14 protein-coding genes are annotated in these 18,406 nt (G+C 46.5%); 3 read left to right on the forward strand and 11 right to left on the reverse strand.

Annotated elements, in window-relative coordinates:
• Window positions 1–101: 101 nt before the first annotated feature.
• Window positions 102–2,492 (forward strand): GH39 family glycosyl hydrolase, encoded by a 2,391-nt coding sequence (locus HNP82_RS06825; RefSeq protein ID WP_183772798.1) that lies wholly within the window; start codon window positions 102–104, stop codon window positions 2,490–2,492.
• 229 nt (window positions 2,493–2,721) lie between these two features.
• Here HNP82_RS06825 and HNP82_RS06830 read toward each other — a convergent pair whose 3' ends face one another.
• The 6 genes from HNP82_RS06830 to HNP82_RS06855 form a co-directional block, all read right to left on the reverse strand.
• A complete protein-coding gene (locus tag HNP82_RS06830) occupies window positions 2,722–3,921 on the reverse strand; it encodes a MalY/PatB family protein (RefSeq protein ID WP_183772800.1) in 1,200 nt (399 codons plus the stop codon).
• 22 nt (window positions 3,922–3,943) lie between these two features.
• Entirely contained in the window at window positions 3,944–4,552 is a 609-nt protein-coding gene (locus tag HNP82_RS06835) for an NUDIX hydrolase (RefSeq protein WP_183772802.1), read from the reverse strand.
• 374 nt (window positions 4,553–4,926) lie between these two features.
• Window positions 4,927–7,098: a PTS transporter subunit IIABC gene (locus tag HNP82_RS06840; RefSeq protein ID WP_183772804.1), complete on the reverse strand. Its 2,172-nt coding sequence runs from the start codon at window positions 7,096–7,098 to the stop codon at window positions 4,927–4,929.
• Window positions 7,099–7,165: 67 nt separating this feature from the next.
• On the reverse strand, window positions 7,166–7,792 hold the full coding sequence (locus tag HNP82_RS06845) for a PRD domain-containing protein (RefSeq protein WP_183772811.1): 627 nt from the start codon (window positions 7,790–7,792) through the stop codon (window positions 7,166–7,168).
• A gap of 349 nt (window positions 7,793–8,141) precedes the next feature.
• Window positions 8,142–8,951 carry a prolipoprotein diacylglyceryl transferase gene (locus HNP82_RS06850; RefSeq protein WP_183772813.1) on the reverse strand — a complete coding sequence of 270 codons (810 nt, stop codon included), beginning with the start codon at window positions 8,949–8,951 and terminating at the stop codon, window positions 8,142–8,144.
• Window positions 8,944–9,246 (reverse strand): NifU family protein, encoded by a 303-nt coding sequence (locus HNP82_RS06855; RefSeq protein WP_183772816.1) that lies wholly within the window; start codon window positions 9,244–9,246, stop codon window positions 8,944–8,946. Before HNP82_RS06855 ends, HNP82_RS06850 begins: the two co-directional genes overlap by 8 nt.
• Before the next feature lie 380 nt (window positions 9,247–9,626).
• On the opposite strand from HNP82_RS06855, the gene HNP82_RS06860 reads away from it, so the two are divergent.
• The gene (locus tag HNP82_RS06860; RefSeq protein ID WP_183772818.1) at window positions 9,627–11,075 is read left to right on the forward strand and encodes a 4-hydroxyphenylacetate 3-hydroxylase family protein; all 1,449 of its coding nucleotides are present in this window, start codon (window positions 9,627–9,629) and stop codon (window positions 11,073–11,075) included.
• Window positions 11,076–11,264: 189 nt separating this feature from the next.
• Here the strand turns inward: HNP82_RS06860 and HNP82_RS06865 are convergent, their stop codons facing one another.
• A complete protein-coding gene (locus HNP82_RS06865) occupies window positions 11,265–12,083 on the reverse strand; it encodes a cyclase family protein (RefSeq protein ID WP_183772820.1) in 819 nt (272 codons plus the stop codon).
• A gap of 547 nt (window positions 12,084–12,630) precedes the next feature.
• On the opposite strand from HNP82_RS06865, the gene HNP82_RS06870 reads away from it, so the two are divergent.
• Complete coding sequence (locus HNP82_RS06870) at window positions 12,631–14,163, forward strand: sigma-54 interaction domain-containing protein (RefSeq protein ID WP_183772822.1); 1,533 nt, start codon at window positions 12,631–12,633, stop codon at window positions 14,161–14,163.
• 142 nt (window positions 14,164–14,305) lie between these two features.
• On the opposite strand, the gene HNP82_RS06875 is transcribed toward HNP82_RS06870, so the two are convergent.
• From HNP82_RS06875 to HNP82_RS06890, 4 genes are all read right to left on the reverse strand, one after another.
• Window positions 14,306–14,572: a hypothetical protein gene (locus tag HNP82_RS06875; RefSeq protein ID WP_183772824.1), complete on the reverse strand. Its 267-nt coding sequence runs from the start codon at window positions 14,570–14,572 to the stop codon at window positions 14,306–14,308.
• Between the two features lie 3 nt (window positions 14,573–14,575).
• On the reverse strand, window positions 14,576–15,865 hold the full coding sequence (locus HNP82_RS06880; RefSeq protein WP_183772825.1) for a DUF362 domain-containing protein: 1,290 nt from the start codon (window positions 15,863–15,865) through the stop codon (window positions 14,576–14,578).
• 137 nt (window positions 15,866–16,002) lie between these two features.
• Window positions 16,003–17,178: an iron-containing alcohol dehydrogenase gene (locus HNP82_RS06885; protein WP_183772827.1), complete on the reverse strand. Its 1,176-nt coding sequence runs from the start codon at window positions 17,176–17,178 to the stop codon at window positions 16,003–16,005.
• A gap of 32 nt (window positions 17,179–17,210) precedes the next feature.
• Entirely contained in the window at window positions 17,211–18,389 is a 1,179-nt protein-coding gene (locus tag HNP82_RS06890) for a thiolase family protein (RefSeq protein ID WP_183772829.1), read from the reverse strand.
• Between the last annotated feature and the right edge of the window lie 17 nt (window positions 18,390–18,406).

The following is an 18,406-nucleotide window of genomic DNA, read 5'->3' on the forward strand; positions in this document are numbered from 1 at the left end:
TATTCACCTCTTTTTATTCATATTTTCTTGTCATATTCCGGCATTTTTGATAAAATAAAAGTAAAATCGGGAACAATTTTTTGTAAAATGGAGGGATAACATTGAACCGTCAGGCCCAGTCGCCTTTTAAAATCGCTGTATGTGATAAATATCCTCAGACCATCGAAATGAACCAGGCATTTACTATTATCGCCGTACTCAGAGGGAAAATTCATCTTTTATGTAACCAGGAAGAACATGAATTGTCCGAAGGCATGCTTTTTCTTCTCAAGCCTCAGGATTATTTTTCCACGAAAATTGATAAGGTGCCGCCATCAGCGGCAGCTTTTATCTCCTTTCAGTACAATTTCTTTTTAAAAAATATTCCCTATGCCATAGACAGTCTGGATCTGGATCCTAAAAATTATCCGCAGGAAACCTATGACGCTCTTTTTTTCCGCACTGTAGATTTTATCGACAAATATTTTACGGAATCTGAAGATCCTGACGCTTTCCGCAACCTGAACGCCTACGATTATGTATGCTTTCTTCAGGGACTTGGTGCTGACCGGCCAAATTCTCCTGTATCCTCAGATAAAAAAGCCCAGCGCATTTTTCATATCAAAGATTTCATTGAACGCAACTATGCCTCCTCCATCACTTTAAATGATCTGGCCGAGGAATTAAAGATCACTCCTCAGTATCTGGCCTCATTTATGCGCCGGCATATGGGAATGACGTTTAATCAGTTTTTATATAAAGTGCGCTTATCCTACGCTGTCCGGGATCTTGTCAACACCACAGAGAGTATCACCCATATTGCCTTTAATTACGGATTTCCCAATCTGGCCTCCTTTAACCGGATCTTCAAAAATGTTTATAAAAAGACTCCTCTCAATTACCGGATGCAATATAAAAAGAACATGGCATACCTGGATATTCTTCCGCCGGATATTTATGATTATGAAAAAAGCAAAGGTGTATACCGGGACTGCCGCATAAAAAACCCGGAGGGCAGCGCCTATCCTGTAGAGTTGTCTATTGAAAACACACTTGACGCCCCGCTGTCTCATGTGTGGAGCCGGATTTTAAACGTGGGCTATGGCAAAGAACTGAATGATTTTATCCTCCATGAACACATCGCCTCTATTATGAATCATTTTTCTTTTGAGTATGGCAGGATTTACGGACTTTTTCACCCGGATCTGATCCCCTACAACGAAAGTGACCGCACATGGAATTTTCACCAGGTTGACACACTGTTAGATATTTTAAAATATTTTCGTCTGAAGCCTTTTATCGTCCTTGGCAAACCGGAACCTGTATTTGGCGAAAACGGCCAGCCGGTTTACACTTATACCAACCAGGATTTTCCCGATTTCTCCAGGGCTTTTAAAGCGTTCATGAACCACTGCCTCCACCGCTATGGCATTGAAAGCGTTGAACAGTGGATTTTTGAGTACTCTTACAACATGGTGGAGGAAGGATATTTTTCAAAAAATCAGTTTTACTATACATTTTTGAAAAACAGCGCTGATGCCTACCGCATCCTCAAGTCCATCTCCCCGGCAATCATCTTCGGCGGCCCCGGCCACCGGATGGCACAGAATCCCCAGCCTTTGTTCCACCTGCTCAACTGCTGGCGGCAGGAAGGCATCTCCCCGGACTTTATTACCGTCAATGCCTACGCTATGGAAAGAACACCGTTAAAGCCCCTTCCCTCCCGGCATAAATATTCCACAGACCCGACCATCCACAGGAGACATTTGATAGAGCTTCAGACCGCCCTGAAAAAATTTTACCAGAAAGATCTGCCGGTGTATGTTATTGAGCTTGGCTTTACTTTTATGATCAAAAGATATTTTTCAGATTCCCGTTTTAGCGCCTGCTATATTCTCCAAAACATGTTAGATCTCTGCGATTTGTGCCAGGGCATCGCCCTGCCTGTTGTCTCTGATCTCCATTATCTGCGTCTTGGTATCTCCCGGCTGCTGTGCGGCGGCAACGGCATATTAAGTCCTGACGGTATTCGGAAACCCGCGTTTTTCGCTCTAATGTTCCTCCATAACCTTGGTCAAGAGCTTTATGCCAAAGGTCCCGGCTATGTGATCACTCATCATAAAGATCACAGTTTCCGTCTCCTGCTTTGGAATTATAAACATCCCAACAACTATTTCTGCGCCCACTATGATTATCAGATTACTGCTGACAATTTTGAACATATTTACACCAATGACCGGCTGGCAGAGTATCATCTCCGTCTTGGACATTTAAAAGCGGGAAAATATTTTATTGTTGACTATGCCCTGACGAAAGACCATGGCAGCATTTTGGACAAGTGGCTTCAATGCGGCGTGGACGTTCCTCTCCTTCCTCATATAATCGCCCACTTGAAGGAACATACAGACGTAGATTTCTCGTATCGGGTTCTCACTGTATCTTCAGACACCCTGTTTCACTATATGCTGGAACCCCATATCATTAAAATGATCAGTATTTTCCCTGCCAACTGATCTTGCAAAAAAGAAAGATAAAATCTAATAAACACTGTCGCAGGCAATGGTCAGATGATCTTCGGCGTATGTCTCCACACCTATATTTCCCATATTCATCTTGATCTCCACGTCAGTCCCCTCTATGAAACCGCAGGACATACTTTTAAATATAAAATACCCCTGCCTGTTCTTTTCAGAACGAGACAGGGGTATTTCCCTCTTTCTTTTATAGCTTCGGGGTATTTGACTAGGCATTAAAAACATACCGGTCCAGCCGGTCAAAAGCTTCCACAACTCTGGAGTATGGCAAAGCAAGATTCATACGGATACTGTAAGGCCGGTTAAAGGGCCGGCCATCCTGCCAGATCACGCCCACAGACACGCCGGCCAGCAAAAGCTCATCCAGTGTCTTGCCATGATCCTCACACCACTGGCGGCAATCCAGATAAAGCATATAAGTTCCCTGCGGCTTTGCCAGACTCACACCTTTAAAGTGAGACTTTATAAAACCATAGGCATAGTCGGCATTCTTGCCGAGAACCTGACATAGCTCATCCACCCACTGACGCCCTTCGGGTTTGTAGGCACCAATAAGAGCGTGCATAGACAACACATTTCCCATATTGTAATGGCTCATCTCGGAAACTTTAGCCACCCGATCCCTCAAAAGAGGATCGTAAATCACATGGTAAGAACCTACCAGACCGGCCAGGTTGAAGGTTTTACTTGGCGCGTACACTGCGATCGTGCGGTTTTTAGCGTCCTGAGAAACGCTCTGTGTGGGGATATGCCTGTGACCCGGAAGGATAATATCCGCCCAGATCTCATCAGAAATAACGACACACTCATACTTTTTGTACAGCTCCATGGCTGTCTCAATCTCTTTCCGCTCCCAGACACGCCCTGCCGGATTGTGTGGAGAACAAAAAATAGCACAGTGGATATGGTTCTCCCGGATCTTTCTCTCCATATCCTCATAATCCATGCGCCACACTCCGTCCTCATCCCTCACAAGGTCACTGAGAACGATCTTGCGGCCGTTATTATTTAAAGTTCCCGTAAATCCGATATAAGTGGGGGAATGAAGAAGAATAGCCTCCCCCGGCGATGTAAACGCCTGCACTGCGGAAGCCACACATCCCAACACGCCATTTTCAAATCCAATGGCCTCACTTGTCAGTCCGTCCACCCCATAACGATCCCTGTGCCATTGGATAATACTGTCAAAATAAGCGTCACTGGCTTTAAAATAGCCAAAATGATGATGTCCAATCCGCTCCGTCAAAGCGTCAATAATGGTGGGCAGCGTCGGAAAATTCATGTCCGCCACCCACATGGGAATCGCATCAAATCCCTCTTTGACTTTCGCATTTTTATAGGGGATCACATCTACGGCAATGGCGTCATGGCCTCTGCGATCCATCACTGTTGTAAAATCATATTTCATTTGTCAACGTAACCTTTCGTTTTTAAGTATATAGGACTGCCTGACCACTCATCGCGCCCATGTTGTCCTCTGCCTCCTGGAGAGCTTCTTCAGGGCTTTGAGGAAGCATCTCAAGTTCCTCCATAAAAATGCAGTGATCCATTGTATTTTCCCGAACCATAGCTTTACATTCATCCAAAGTCATCCACCGCACCTCATCTACCTCGCCTTTGTGAAGTTTCAGATCCTCCAAAGCCACGTCCCGGATCATATAAAAGACACTGCTTACCTGATTATCAATAAACTTTCTTCCGTGGAACATAGACTCTGTATACATCGTCCTTTTTCCGCAGTAATGCAGTTCATCTGCTGAAGCGTCAATCCCCAGTTCTTCTTTTAATTCCCGCAATGCGGATGATACCCAGCCGGAGCCAGCCAGAATGTGCCCTGCACTGGAAATGTCGTAGCATCCCGGATTGGAATCTTTGGAAGCGCTGCGTTTTTGTAAAAGTATCTCAGGACCACTTTCCCCCCAACGCATGATCCATACATGAGATGTCCTGTGACGTATACCTTCCCGATGAGCAATTTCACGTTCCACCACCATCCCAGTAGGATTCCCCTCTTCATCTACCACATCTAACATTTCCATAGATTTATCACTCCATTTCTGTAACCTAAGCAACAAAACTGTGCCATCCTTTTACCTTTATAATTTTATCACAATTTCTTAATGATTTCCACGAAATTGTAACGAACTTTCCCGGACTCTTTTCCCATTTTTATGTGAAAATTGTAACTATTCAGGATGGACTATCTTCTTGTCAGCCTTTATCCTGACAAGATCCATCGAAATTTTCCAAAAAAGACAGAGCCCGCTTATTCAAAAGAATTTTGCAGGCTCTGTAAAAATTCTGTTGTTAAGATTACTTTATTCCCGCAGGCAGTAAGCCAAGCGTACGCACTCGCGCGTCCATTTAGCAGTGCTAACTATTTCCATGCCCCGTCAGATTGCTGCGGGGTACTTCACTTTACAGACAGTACAGGGTCATCCTTTGTCACCGCGCCCTCGGCAAGCAGCTTAATCTCACTGTAATCGTCGGTGTTTGTGATGATCACCGGCGTCACCATGCGGTATCCGGCCCCTTTGATGGCCTCCATATCAAATACCGCCAGAAGATCTCCCTGTTTCACCTTATCGCCATCTTTCACCTTTACATCAAAATACTGGCCGTTAAGCTGAACTGTATCAATGCCCATATGGAGCAGCAGTTCGACACCGCCTTCCGCAGTCATGCCAATGGCATGTTTCGTGTCAAAGACCATAGTAATCTGTCCGTCTGCAGGAGCATAAAGCTTCCCTTCATCCGGCTCGATGGCCATGCCATCCCCCAGCATTTTTTCAGAGAAAACGCCGTCGCCCACATCCTCCAGGGCCATAGCGGTTCCCTTTAAAGGCGCTGTAAGGATCAACGCTGCCTTCTCATCAGAGATCTCTTTTGATTCTTCCCCTGGGCTTTGCGCGGGTTCTGGGCTTTGAGCGCCGAAAAGGCTGTCTTCACTCACCTGATCGCTTGCCGGGCTGTCAAGGAAGTCTTCCAGATTGGATTTGATCACTGCAACCTGGGGCCCGTAAATCACCTGGACGCCCTGTCCCTTTTTAACAATCCCTCTGGAACCGGTACTCTTTAAAATATCATCCCGGACTTTTTCGGAATCTTTTACGGTAATACGCAGGCGGGTTGCGCAGCAATCCACATCGCTGATATTATCTTTGCCTCCAAGGCCCAGGGTAATGGCCGCGCTCTTTTCATCAAAGGCTGCCAAAGTTCCTTCCTGTTCGCCGCCGGACTTTTTCGCTTTATAGTCTGCCTTTGTGTACAGCTTTGTCTCTGTGTCATCATCTTCACGTCCCGGCGTTTTAAGATTGAATTTCTTAATAAGGAAGGTAAAAATGAAATAATACAGAAGAAAATATATAATACCGCAGGGAATAATCAAAATCCAGCTTGTCTTTGCGTTGCCCTGCAAAATACCAAAGAGCAGCAGATCAATAAAACCGCCGGAGAATGTCAGACCAACAGCAATATTGAGTATATGGGCCACCATATAACAGGAACCGGCCAGGATAACCTGGACACCGAAAAGCATGGGGGCTACGAAAAGAAAGGAAAACTCAATAGGCTCTGTAATACCGGTAAACATACTGGCCAGGGCCGCTGAGAGAAGAAGACCTCCCGCCTGTTTACGCTTCTCAGGCTTGGCTGTTCGGTACATGGCCAGGGCTGCGCCGGGCAGACCGAAAATCATAAAGATAAATTCTCCGGAGAAATACCGGGTGGCATCGGCACTGAAATGGGTCACTGTAGGATCAGCAAGCTGGGCAAAGAAAATGTTTTGTCCGCCCTGGACAAGCTGCCCGGCCACTTCCATTGTTCCGCCAACGGCCGTCTGCCAGAAAGGCATATAAAATACATGATGAAGGCCGAAAGGAATCAATGCCCTCTTAATCAGACCAAAAATCAGTGTTCCAATATAGCCGGTTCCTGTGACCAGGCCGCCCAGGGCATAAATCCCGTCCTGTACAAGAGGCCATACAAAATACATGGCAATACCGACAAACAGGTACACTATTGTAGAGATAATCGGCACAAACCGTGAGCCACCGAAAAATGACAGGGCATTGGGCATCTGTATCTTATAAAAACGGTTATGAAGAGCCGCAACTCCAATGCCAACAATAACACCGCCGAACACACCCATCTGGAGCGTTGGGATACCGCACATACTGGCAATCGTTCCCTCCAGTACATCCTCGGCCACAACACCGGCGGCGTCCACCTGCCCGGAAAGCTGAAGCATGGCATTAATTGCCGTATGCATAACAAAAAAAGCGATCATAGAAGAAAGCGCCGCGACTTCCTTCTCTTTTTTCGCCATACCAATGGCCACGCCCACAGCGAAAATCAGGGGTAGATTGTCAAAAATAGCGCTGCCTACACGGCTCATAATCGTCAGCAGGCCGTGAAGGATCGTCCCCTCACCCAGGATCGCGCCCAGGTTATAGGTCTCAATCATGGTAGCGTTGGTAAAAGAACTTCCAAGGCCCAAAAGCAGTCCGGCCACAGGAAGGACGGCAATGGGAAGCATAAAGCTTCTCCCAATCCGCTGGAGAACGCCAAAAATCTTGTCTTTCATAGTATCATCCTCTCTCTTATTTTTTTATAACAACCCTCCGGCCTCATCCGGAAAGGCAGTTTCAAAATCACAGTTCGTCAGAAGACACCCGGCGCAGATGGACTGTGAGAAAGGTCATCTCCTCGGTCCCCACGTCTTTATGGTACTTTTCCAATATATACATGCGTATCTTCCGGGCGCAGGCATAGTCAAAAGCGTAGCGCTCCCTGATCATCTCATGAAATCCCGCCTCATCTTCCTTTAATTCCAGACCGAGGCATTTGTGAATCTCCTCCAGAGCCCACAGCCCCACCTGATACTCCTGGGCATAATAGGCTCGGATCTCCCACAACAGAGGATTTACATATTCAATGCCTTTCAACTTCCGCTCCGCCGCGAAATGGATGTGATCAGTCAAGGTTACATAAATATTTTCATCCAGCGTCTTCCCCAACACCTTCCTCGCATGATCAATAATCCTTGCACTGACTTCTATATACTCCGGAGGCATATCCTCCAGAAGGTCATAGAGTTTGTTTTTTGTCTGAGGCTTCTCCAGAACATAGATTCCCTCTACATCTCCGGCCGCGACAGTCATTCCGGCCTTTTTCTGAAAACCGATGCCCTTGCCCCGCAGAATGATCTCATCCCCCCGCTCATTGACGGAAAAGACTACATTATTATTAATAATTCTCAAAATCTTATACGCTTCCATAATCCCGCGTCCCTCCCGGAGGGTTATAGTAAAAAATATATGAGTTGTCCGACAAATAGGCATGAGACACGGATTGCTCCGCACTTCGTACTCCGCGTCTTTGCTCCGCTACAGCCGGCGCTAGACACTACTGGCGTCTAGCGCCCTAAAAACACCTCAAATACATTTTATCTTTATAATTTTCCCAACAAAAAAGACCGGGGCTGTACGTAAATAAGAGGCAGTCTATGCTGTCTGTCTCATATTTCCTACATCTCCAGTCTTGCCTGCTTTACCAGTAACAATCTTTCAGATCTATACGGATTGTTCTATTCACTTGTTTACATTATAGGGCTATTTAGTAAATCTGTCAATCTTTTTCTGAATTTTCTTCAACTTTCTGCGCACTTTGCTGTACCATTTCATCTTTCTTACTGTCATGAACCTTTTTAATCATCAATAATACACCGAAAAGAACCACAAAAATGGAGATAAACTGGGATGTTGACAGATTTCCCACACTTCCCCGGATCAGGTCGCCCCTGAAAAATTCAATGACAAACCGTCCCACGCCGTAAATGATCAGATAGAGCGCGCTGGTGAAACCGGGCTTTTTGCTCTTTCGTGTAATCACATAGAGAAGGGCAAAATGGGCAAAATCAAAAACGCTCGAAATGATCTGTGTAGGCACCAGAGGCACCCCGTTTGGCGCGAATTGGGAGTTGGTAAATGTCACCGCGCACCAGCTATCAGTCTCCATACCATAGCAGCAGCCTGCCAGAAAGCAGCCGATCCGGCCAAATCCCTGGGCCAGGGCAATGGAAGGCGTCGCGCAGTCCAGATAATCCCAGAAACTGATCTTTTTCACGCGGCAGGTTAAATATCCGGCCAAAATACCGGCGATAATGCCTCCGTACACCACAAATCCGTCACCGATATTTAAAAGAATAGACGGATCGAGAATGATCTGGTCGATCACTGTAATATAATATAAAAGCTTTGCCCCCACAAGACCGCCGATAATACCAAAAACAAGGAGGGAAAATACCGGGTCCGGGCTTAGGCCCTTTTTCTTGGCCAGATGCTCGGTCATAAGGTAGGCTGCGATAATACCGATACCGATCATCAGCCCATAGCCGTGAACCGTAAAATTTCCTATAGTAAATAAATCGTTATACATGTCTTCCTCCCTTCATGAGTGATCGGGCGAAATCCAGCAGTTCCTGGCTTGTCTCCTGGACAAGAACCACATCTTTCACCTGGGGCAGTTCTCTGATTACTTCCGCCCGGATGATCTCCTCAGTAGTAATAAACGCAGAAGGACATCCGCTGCAATGGCCTAAAAGACGTATCCGGCACACACCGTCCTCATCATAGGAAATCACTTCCACGTCGCCGCCGTGGGCCTGGAGCTGGGGACGGACATTTTTTTCAATAACAGCCTCTATGGACTGAAGCGTCTCATGATTATCCATACAAACCATCCTTTCCTGTTAATGGCCTCTGACGGACAGGTAGGTCGGAAAAGACCTCGCCATGTTCCGGCTTACCGAGGCAACTGTGTTTAGTATACCTGAATCACTTTCTTACGCCGGAAACAGCAAATGTTTCCGGCTACCGTGAACAGTAACAGTATACTCTATTTTAGATTAAATGTCAGCCCTTCTTTGCTCATTTTATTATTGATTCGTAATTATTCTGGCACGCTTTTTGCTGTATATTATAGTAAACGATAAATGGATTTGTCGTTACTATAAACCCTCCGGGGGATGCGCACGATTTTTGCAAGGAACAATCGGCGCTTTGCGCAGCAAAAATCGGCGCTGGCAATCCCACTGAAGAAAGGATGATGGACATGCCTTTAATGACAGGCGAACAATATGTTGAAAGTATCCGAAAAATGAATATGCAGATTTATATGTTCGGAGAAAAAATTGAAAATCCGGTGGACCATCCCATTTTGCGTCCATCCTTAAATTCCGTGCGTATGACCTACGATCTGGCTCAGATGCCGGAATATGAAGATCTTATGACCGCTACATCCCATATCACCGGTGAAAAGATCAACCGTTTTACCCATATCCATCAGAGTACCGATGACCTCTGCAAAAAGGTAAAAATGCAGCGGCTTTGTGGTCAGAAAACAGCGGCTTGCTTCCAGCGCTGTGTAGGCATGGATGGTTTTAACGCAGTTTACAGCACATCCTATGAATGCGATCAGGCCCATGGCACCCATTACCATGAAAATTTCCTGAAATTCGTTGAATACTGCCAGACCAACGACCTTGTTACCGACGGCGCTATGACCGATCCTAAAGGCGACCGTTCCAAAGCGCCTCATGCCCAGGATGATCCGGATATGTACCTTCACGTTGTGGAACGCCGTCCCGACGGTATTGTTGTCCGCGGCGCAAAAGCCCATCAGACAGGTATCATCAACTCCCATGAAGTTCTCGTTATGCCTACATGCTCCATGGGCGAAGCGGACAAAGACTACGCCGTAGCTTTCGCCGTACCTTCTGATACTGAAGGCATTTACATGATCATCGGCCGTCAGTCCTGTGATACAAGAAAGCTGGAAGGCTCCTCCATGGACGTGGGCAATCCTGAATTTGGCGGTGTTGAAGCCCTCATTGTATTTGACGATGTGTTTGTTCCCAACGACCGTATCTTCTTAAACGGCGAGTATGAGTTCGCCGGAATGCTTGTTGAGCGTTTTGCCGGTTATCACCGTCAGTCCTACGGCGGCTGCAAAGTTGGCGTCGGCGACGTTCTCATCGGTGCTGCAGCTCTTGCCGCAGAGTACAACGGTGTTCCAAAGGCGTCCCACATTAAAGATAAACTCATTGAAATGATCCATCTTAACGAGACCCTTTACTGTTGCGGTATCGCATGCTCCGCTGAAGGCGAAGCAACAGTCTCCGGAAACTACCTGATCAACCTGCTTCTGGCCAATGTCTGTAAACAGAACATTACCCGTTTCCCATATGAAATCGCCCGTCTGGCCGAGGATATTGCCGGCGGCCTTATGGTTACAGCTCCGTCAGAAAAAGATCTGAGAGATCCTGTCCTTGGACCTGTTGTTGAGAAGTATTTCAGAGGTTCTTCTTCTGTATCTACAGAAGACCGCTTAAAGATCCTTCGCCTCATCGAAAACCTGACCCTTGGAACCGCTGCCGTAGGCTACCGCACAGAATCCATGCATGGTGCAGGCTCACCCCAGGCTCAGCGTATTATGATCTCCCGTCAGAGCGATCTTAACGCTAAGAAAGAGATGGCAAAAGCTCTGGCCCATATTAAATAATCAAAATAGAAGAGTCGTTTAATACAGCCAGCCGTCGGAACATTTTCTTCGGTTCCGACGGCTGGCTGTCTTTTATGTCACCGGAAACTGGGTGTCCTGTGGCAAAAAAAGCAGTACCGTTGCAAAAACAGTACTGCTTTTTTGTTCCTAAATCCCCCCAATGCAGGCATTGGGGGGGGGATTGTTACATTAATATACGCCGTATTTATAAACACGGTCAGGAACATCTTTATTGATCTTATCTTCGTCGATGAAAGCAACGGCACGAACGATTGTACCATCGCCCATGTACCAGCGAAGTGGGAATGCGCAGAACCAGAATCTCTGGCCTTTAACTTTCTCAATGTCACCGCCAAGGTTTTCAATACCCATAACGTTGTTTCCGAGAAGGATTGTATGAACCGGCTCCCACTCTGGGAAGTCTTCCAGCGGAGAATGACCGAACTCTTTAATATACTGCTCTACAATTCTTGGAACATATGGGCCAGGGCCATGTTCTGCGGCATATGTATAGAGAATATGGTCAAGAGCCTGAAGGTCGAAACCTACACCTTTAACTTTGTGGTCAACCATCCAGTGAGCGCCTTCGATGGACATACCAGGGCTGTATGCGAAATAATCATCATTCTCGCCCCAGCGTTTGTTCATACCTGTGCAGATAAGAACCCAGTCGCCTTCTTTGATTCCGCCTTCTACTTTCTTAGCGGCGTTTTCAATATCTTCAACAGTGATCAGTTCCCAGTGTTTTTTAGGAATGTCAAGGCAGACAGCTTCACCGCAGTAGTTTTCCAGAGGAAGCTCATGTGTATACGGAGCTTCAGGAATAACATGAGAAGGAGAATCCGCATGTGTACTGTTGTGCATATGGAAATCATTGAATGTCTGGAGCAGTCTATAATGCATAGGCATATGCTGTACTCTGTCAATATGGAAATCGCCGTTGGATGGCCATAATGGATTTCCTCTGCCAAATGGATGAGATAAGTCAACTAATACTGTTTTTCCCATAATAATATTCCTCCTGTAAATCATTTTGCTCAAATACTTCGCATACCCCTGCAAAGTCTCTGATTTTTTCTTCATTTAATATATAAAGCAAATTTCGTGCCAAAAAAATATTCCGCTGCATCAAATCTTATACGCCCCAGTCACCGGGGCACGCCGCAAAACAGCTCATACACGTTTATTTTAAAAAGTCCCAGAAATTTGTGAAAAACTGTGAAGCCATACCGCTATTGTGTTGCAAAAATGCACAGTTTTTTATGATTTTGTTGCCAATTTGCAGCATTTTATACAATACCAGTGTCATCCCTGATAAAAGGAAGTCCAAAGTATGTCTAAGCAGCGGCGTAAGCTACAGGCCTGCGTCTGCGCAGGCCTTTTGGAACGGCAGGCTAAACTGTCATGTAATACAACAATGTTTTCGTTTATGTTATTTACTTTAAATAAATTCACTGGTATACTTTAATTTAATCGGGGTCTGTTGCCATATGCAGACAACCGTTGATGATTGACAACAACACAGTCTGATTCTGTGTGAACAGGGGATGTTTTTATGAATCAGTATTTGGCTATCTGTAATATACGCAATCTGCTCAAAGAAGCGATAACATTGTCAAAAGATGAAAAAGTCAGTGGAAAGCTGGAGACTATCGACAAAGAATTGTCTTACTTCCTTCAAAAAGATATTGACTTCAAAGAAGTGGTCGACGGCGTAGATGACAGCATTTTCATTACTGACGCCAAGGGAAATGTACTTTATGTCAACCCGGCTTACACAAAAAATACCGGCATTGAACCAGAAGAAGTTCTTGGGCATAATATTTCACAGCTCACCGGACGAAATAAGCTTTATACCGGCGGCGCCGTGGCCGATGTGATCAAAACGGGGAAAAGCGCCTTCCGCCTATCAACAACCTACAAGACGTCACCGCCCCAAACCGGTTACGTTGTAGGTACACCTATTTTTGATGACCAGGGAAATCTGCGCCAGGTTGTCGCCATCAGCAGAACCATCGTCTCTTTGAAGGCATTGAAAGATGATTTTCAGACCTTTATCAAAGAAATACACGCCCTGGCCTCCAAGCCCATCGACAAAAATTCCAATGAATCTTTGTCCGGTGATATGATCGGCAAGCATACAAGCCTTGCCAATATATGGACGATTATCAACCATATTGCCCCCTCCGACGCCACTGTACTTATTACCGGAGAATCCGGTGTAGGCAAGGAAGTCATTGCCGATGAAATTTTCAAAAACAGCAAGCGGAACAAAAAGCCCTTTATTAAGATCAACTGCGCCTCCATTCCCGCCAATCTTCTGGAATCAGAGCTTTTCGGTTACGAGAAGGGCGCATTTTCCGGCGCCAGCGCCAAGGGAAAGCCCGGCCTTTTTGAGCTGGCCAACCACGGAACCCTCCTTCTGGACGAGATCGGGGATATGCCTATGGATCTCCAGGTCAAACTTCTTCGTGCCATCCAAAATCAGGAGATTACACGCATCGGGGGAACAGCCCCTGTCAAGCTGGATATCCGTTTTCTGGCGCTGACCAATTCAAATCTGAAAGAAAAGATCAAAGAAGGGACTTTCCGCCAGGATTTATATTATCGGCTGAACGTTATCCCTATCTATGTGCCGCCCCTGCGGGAGCGCATTGTAGATCTGGAGGAACTGTGCAATTTCTTTATTAACAAGTTCATCGCAAAATATGATTGTCCTTTTCATCTCACCGCTAAACAGATGGACTATATGAAGAAATATGAATGGCCCGGTAATATCCGCGAGCTTGAAAATATTATGGAATATCTGGTGCTGTGCAGCGCCGGAACTGGCCAGGTAGATGACAGCATCCTCACCGGCCTGCTCAATATTTCCTATCCCAAGGAATCTGCAGAAAATAATATCAGCCCGGACATGGATTTTACCAGTGCCGTGGCCGCCTTTGAAAAAGAGCTGTTGGAGAAGACACTGAAAAACTCCCGCTCTCTCAGAGATGCCGGGCAAAAGCTGGGGATCAATGCTTCCACCATTTCAAGGAAGATCCGTCAGTACAATATTGACTATCCTCATCAAAATCACCATGACTAAAAAGAGTACGTCTTTGCCGGCTTTGCTTTGGTTGGCGATACTTTCCAATAGCACGCATCGTCCCGCCGGTCACACAAAAAACCCAGGAAAGAAAGCATTCGCTTTCTTTCCTGGGTTTCCCTGTTACTGCTCACAGTAACAATTATTTGCCGAACTTCTCATCAGAAGCTTTCATGACCATCTCGTCCCATGTCTGAAACTGAGTGCTTTCTTTTACAAAATTATCCATCAGCAGACGGGCGTAGACCATCGTGTCCGCGTTCCAGTTAGTGATCACAGCACTGGAATACTGAAAGCCTTCAAAATTATCGAAGTTGGTATATTTTTGCATAAACTCATCGGTAAAAATTGTCTGAAGAAGTTTTTTAAACTTCTCATCCGCTTCTACACGTACATATCCATCATCCATAGCTTATTTCTCATCCGGATGTTCTTCGTAGTATTTCTCGGCAGCTTTAAATACATAATCACGCCATACGGCAGCATCTCTTGCCATACATGGGCGGATGATCTCCTCTTCCTGATCGCCCATACCGTTGATAACTTCCTTGCGCTGGATGGTCAAGTACAGAGCCGGCTCGTTTGGAGGGCATCCAAGAATCCAGTATGCGTTTGGATGATCTTTCAGGTATTTACGTGTACAGTTTCCGTGAAGTACGATCTTCTCATCAGGAATATCTTTTGGAATCTCATTCTTTCCACCGATAACTACTGTCATTCCGGCATTCTTATCATACTCATCAACAGCTTTCAGTTCTTCCATGTTGATGGCTAACAGAGCCTGGCAGCTTGAACATGCGCCTTCGCAGCGAACGTCATATTCCGGCCAGCGTGTACTCATGTCGCCGATATATGGAATCCACATTTTCTTGTAGCATTCTTCAATAGTATTGCCGACAACTTCGATCTGATCCATATCATAATTTCCAAGGCCAGTCTCAGCGGCAACTTTAAAATAGTCCACACATGTTGTATCAATACCGGTAACTTCGCAGGCTACACGGTCGATAGCTACAGGGTCTTTGGAGCCTAAGATCATGTTTGTGTCAATTGGCACCGGCATATGCGGGCTGTAACCGCTGGCAGCATGCATAGCGTCCATAATATTAATATCGGCACGGCATGCGGACCATACATCCATCATAGCCATAGTCAGGTTCTGCTGATGCATCTGCATATGTACTTTATCCTGAACAACACCCTTGATATTTTTAAGGGCGCCGGAAAATACCATGCTGGCGTGAGCTTTTAAGATCGGCAAGTTGATCAGGTGATCTGCTTCAAGTAAAAACTTAGGTAAAAGCACATGGTCTATATTGGAGCGGTATCCGCGAACGGCAATATTTACCAGATCCTTGTCTCTCTTAATATCTTTGAGTTCAACGCCTTCCTCGTTGGCAACAGCTTCAATACCGCTGACTTTGAAGCATTCCATTGTATCGCATCCGATGGCGGCTGCCTCGGCAACGATAATGCGCTTAGGCTCAGCTTTCTTTACTTCACGGATCACCGCGCGTACAACTTCCGGATTGGTACATACAGATGTTTCAGGCGGCTCAGCATGACCCGCGTTAGGTTTTAAAACAACGGTGCTGCCTTTTCTGATCACATTCTGTACACCGCCCATCAGGTCAAATACTTTTGTGACATTTGCCTGAATATCTGTGCCCTTGGCAAGGGCAACTAAAGATTTCTTAGCCATATTTTTTCCTCCTTTTGTGGGGTTTATTTCTCCGTAAAACGGCGTCTGGATATTTGGCCTTTTGTAAAAAAGCACGATATAGCGTCAAAAATTTTCAACGCTTACAATACTATTATAGCAATATCCGTGCCAAAAAATCAACCGATTGCCAGGTCAAACATTGCCTGAACATCCCGTCGATACATTTTTTCGTAATTTTCGCCAATATAAGCGTCCTTACCGCTGCCATCAAATAAAAGAGCCGTCAGGGCGCTGCTATCCGCATCGCCAATCCCCGCCTCCCTGAGAGTCACAGGCAGTCCGCAGTTACATACAAACTGCTGAAATCTTGAAATACCCTCCTGGGCCATATTGACTACGCTATCGCAGTTACGATCCACCCCCCAGACATTGACGGCGAAATCGGCCATATCCTCCGGATGATCCACCATGACATATTTACACCATGCCGGCATCAGAATGGACAAAGCCATGCCGTGGGGCATATTGTACTGGGCCGTCAAAATATGAGACATGGCGTGGCAGGCATACACCCCTTCTTTGCCAAGGATATCACTGTGAGCCACTGTACCGGCCCACATAAGCTGACTGCGGGCATCATAATCTTCAGGCGCTTTCAAAGCTTTGGGGAGTTCAATGATCACTGTCTTCATCACGCTCTCGCACATAAGATTTCTCAGTGTTCCCCGCTGTTCCCTGTGAAAATACCGCTCAAAGGCATGGGAAAAGATATCTAATGCCCCGATAGCCGTCTGCTTTGGCGGCACGCTGTAGGTCAGCTCCGGATTCATCAGGGCAAACGCCGGGCGTATAAGGGGACAGGTGAGCGCAGCTTTCTTTCCTGTGTTGTCTTTTCGCAACACAGAAACACCGTTTGCCTCGCTGGCGGTGGCGCTGTTGGTCAGCACCACCCCCAGGGGCAGCGCTTTCCCGGCAGTCACCTTTCCAGAATAAATATCCCAGAGATCACCATCGTAACAGTATCCCAGGCACACAGCCTTGGCTGCGTCGATGACGCTGCCTCCGCCCACAGCAATAACCATATCGGCATTAAAGTCTTTCGCCTGAGCAACCCCTTCCAGCACCCAGGACAGCAAAGGATTTTCGCAGACGCCGCCGAAAGGGCGGGAATCCACGCCGGCATCCTTCAAATGGCCCTGAAGCTCATTCAAAAGGCCGTTTTTTATAATCCGCCCGCTTCCATACACAATAAGGGCCCGCCGCCCAACACCTGCTGACATAGAGCCGATCTTATCCTGAGCGTTTTTCCCAAAAATAATTTTTGTCGGCAGAGAAAATTCAAAGTCTTTCATATATACTTCTCCTATGAAAGCCCCGTCGCCGTTTATACATTTTCGATGATTATCGCGGTTCCCATGCCGCCGCCTGCGCAGAGCGTTGCGATTCCGTAACGTTCATTGCGCCGCTTCATCTCATACATTAATGTGATCACGATCCTGGAGCCGGTAGCGCCTACAGGATGTCCCAGGGAAATACCGCCGCCGTTGACATTTAACCGGTCTAACGGAATGCCCAGTTCTCTCTGGCAGGCAATACACTGTGCCGCGAAAGCCTCATTGATCTCAAATAATCCAACGTCGCTGACAGTCATATTAGCTTTTTTCAATGCTTTCTGTGTGGCACTGATGGGGCCGATGCCCATTAACTCAGGTTCCACGCCGGTGGTCGCTGTGCTGACAATCCTTGCCAGAATGGGAAGTCCAAGGCTCTTGGCCTTTTCTTCTTCCATAATCAGCACACCGGAAGATGCGTCGTTCATACCGGAAGCGTTGCCAGCAGTCACTTTTCCGTCTTCCTTAAAGGACGGGCGGAGTTTTGCCAATTTTTCCAGAGAAGAATCCCTTCTCGGATACTCATCTACGGTATATACTGTATCCCCTTTTCTTGAGGAAACAGTCACAGGGATAATCTCCTCCTCAAACTTTCCGGCGTCAATGGCAGCTACAGCTCTCTGCTGAGAAAGGAGAGCGTATTTATCCATATCTTCACGGGTAATGCCGTATTTATCCGCCACATTTTCAGCAGTAATACCCATAGCCGGGCCTACGCCCAGGTTTGTGAGGGAATCCCACATAGAGTCTCGCAGTTCCATATGGCCGTACCGTTTTCCATATCTGGCATCAAATACCATATGTGGAGCTGTACTCATGCTGTCGGCGCCGCCAGCCATAATGCAGTCGGCCTCCCCTGCCTTGATCTGATAGTAGCCCATCTGGATAGCTGACATAGAAGATGTGCAGTTTCTGTGAATAGTAATACCCGGAACAGTCACCGGAAGTCCGGCCTTAACCGCGGCTACTCTTGCCAGGTTATTTTCTTTATAAGTTCTCTGATAATTGCATCCCCAGATCACATCGTCGATCATGACTGGGTCAACACCGGAACGCTGGATCAAATTCTGCATAACGGGAATGGAGAGATCCAGAGCTGTTAATGTTTTAAACTGGCCGCCCATAGTTCCGATGGGTGTACGGCAGCCTGCTACAATGACTACATTTCTCACAGTAAATTCCTCCTGTA

It is taken from the genome of Catenibacillus scindens (assembly GCF_014202115.1).
GTDB lineage: Bacteria > Bacillota > Clostridia > Lachnospirales > Lachnospiraceae > Catenibacillus > Catenibacillus scindens.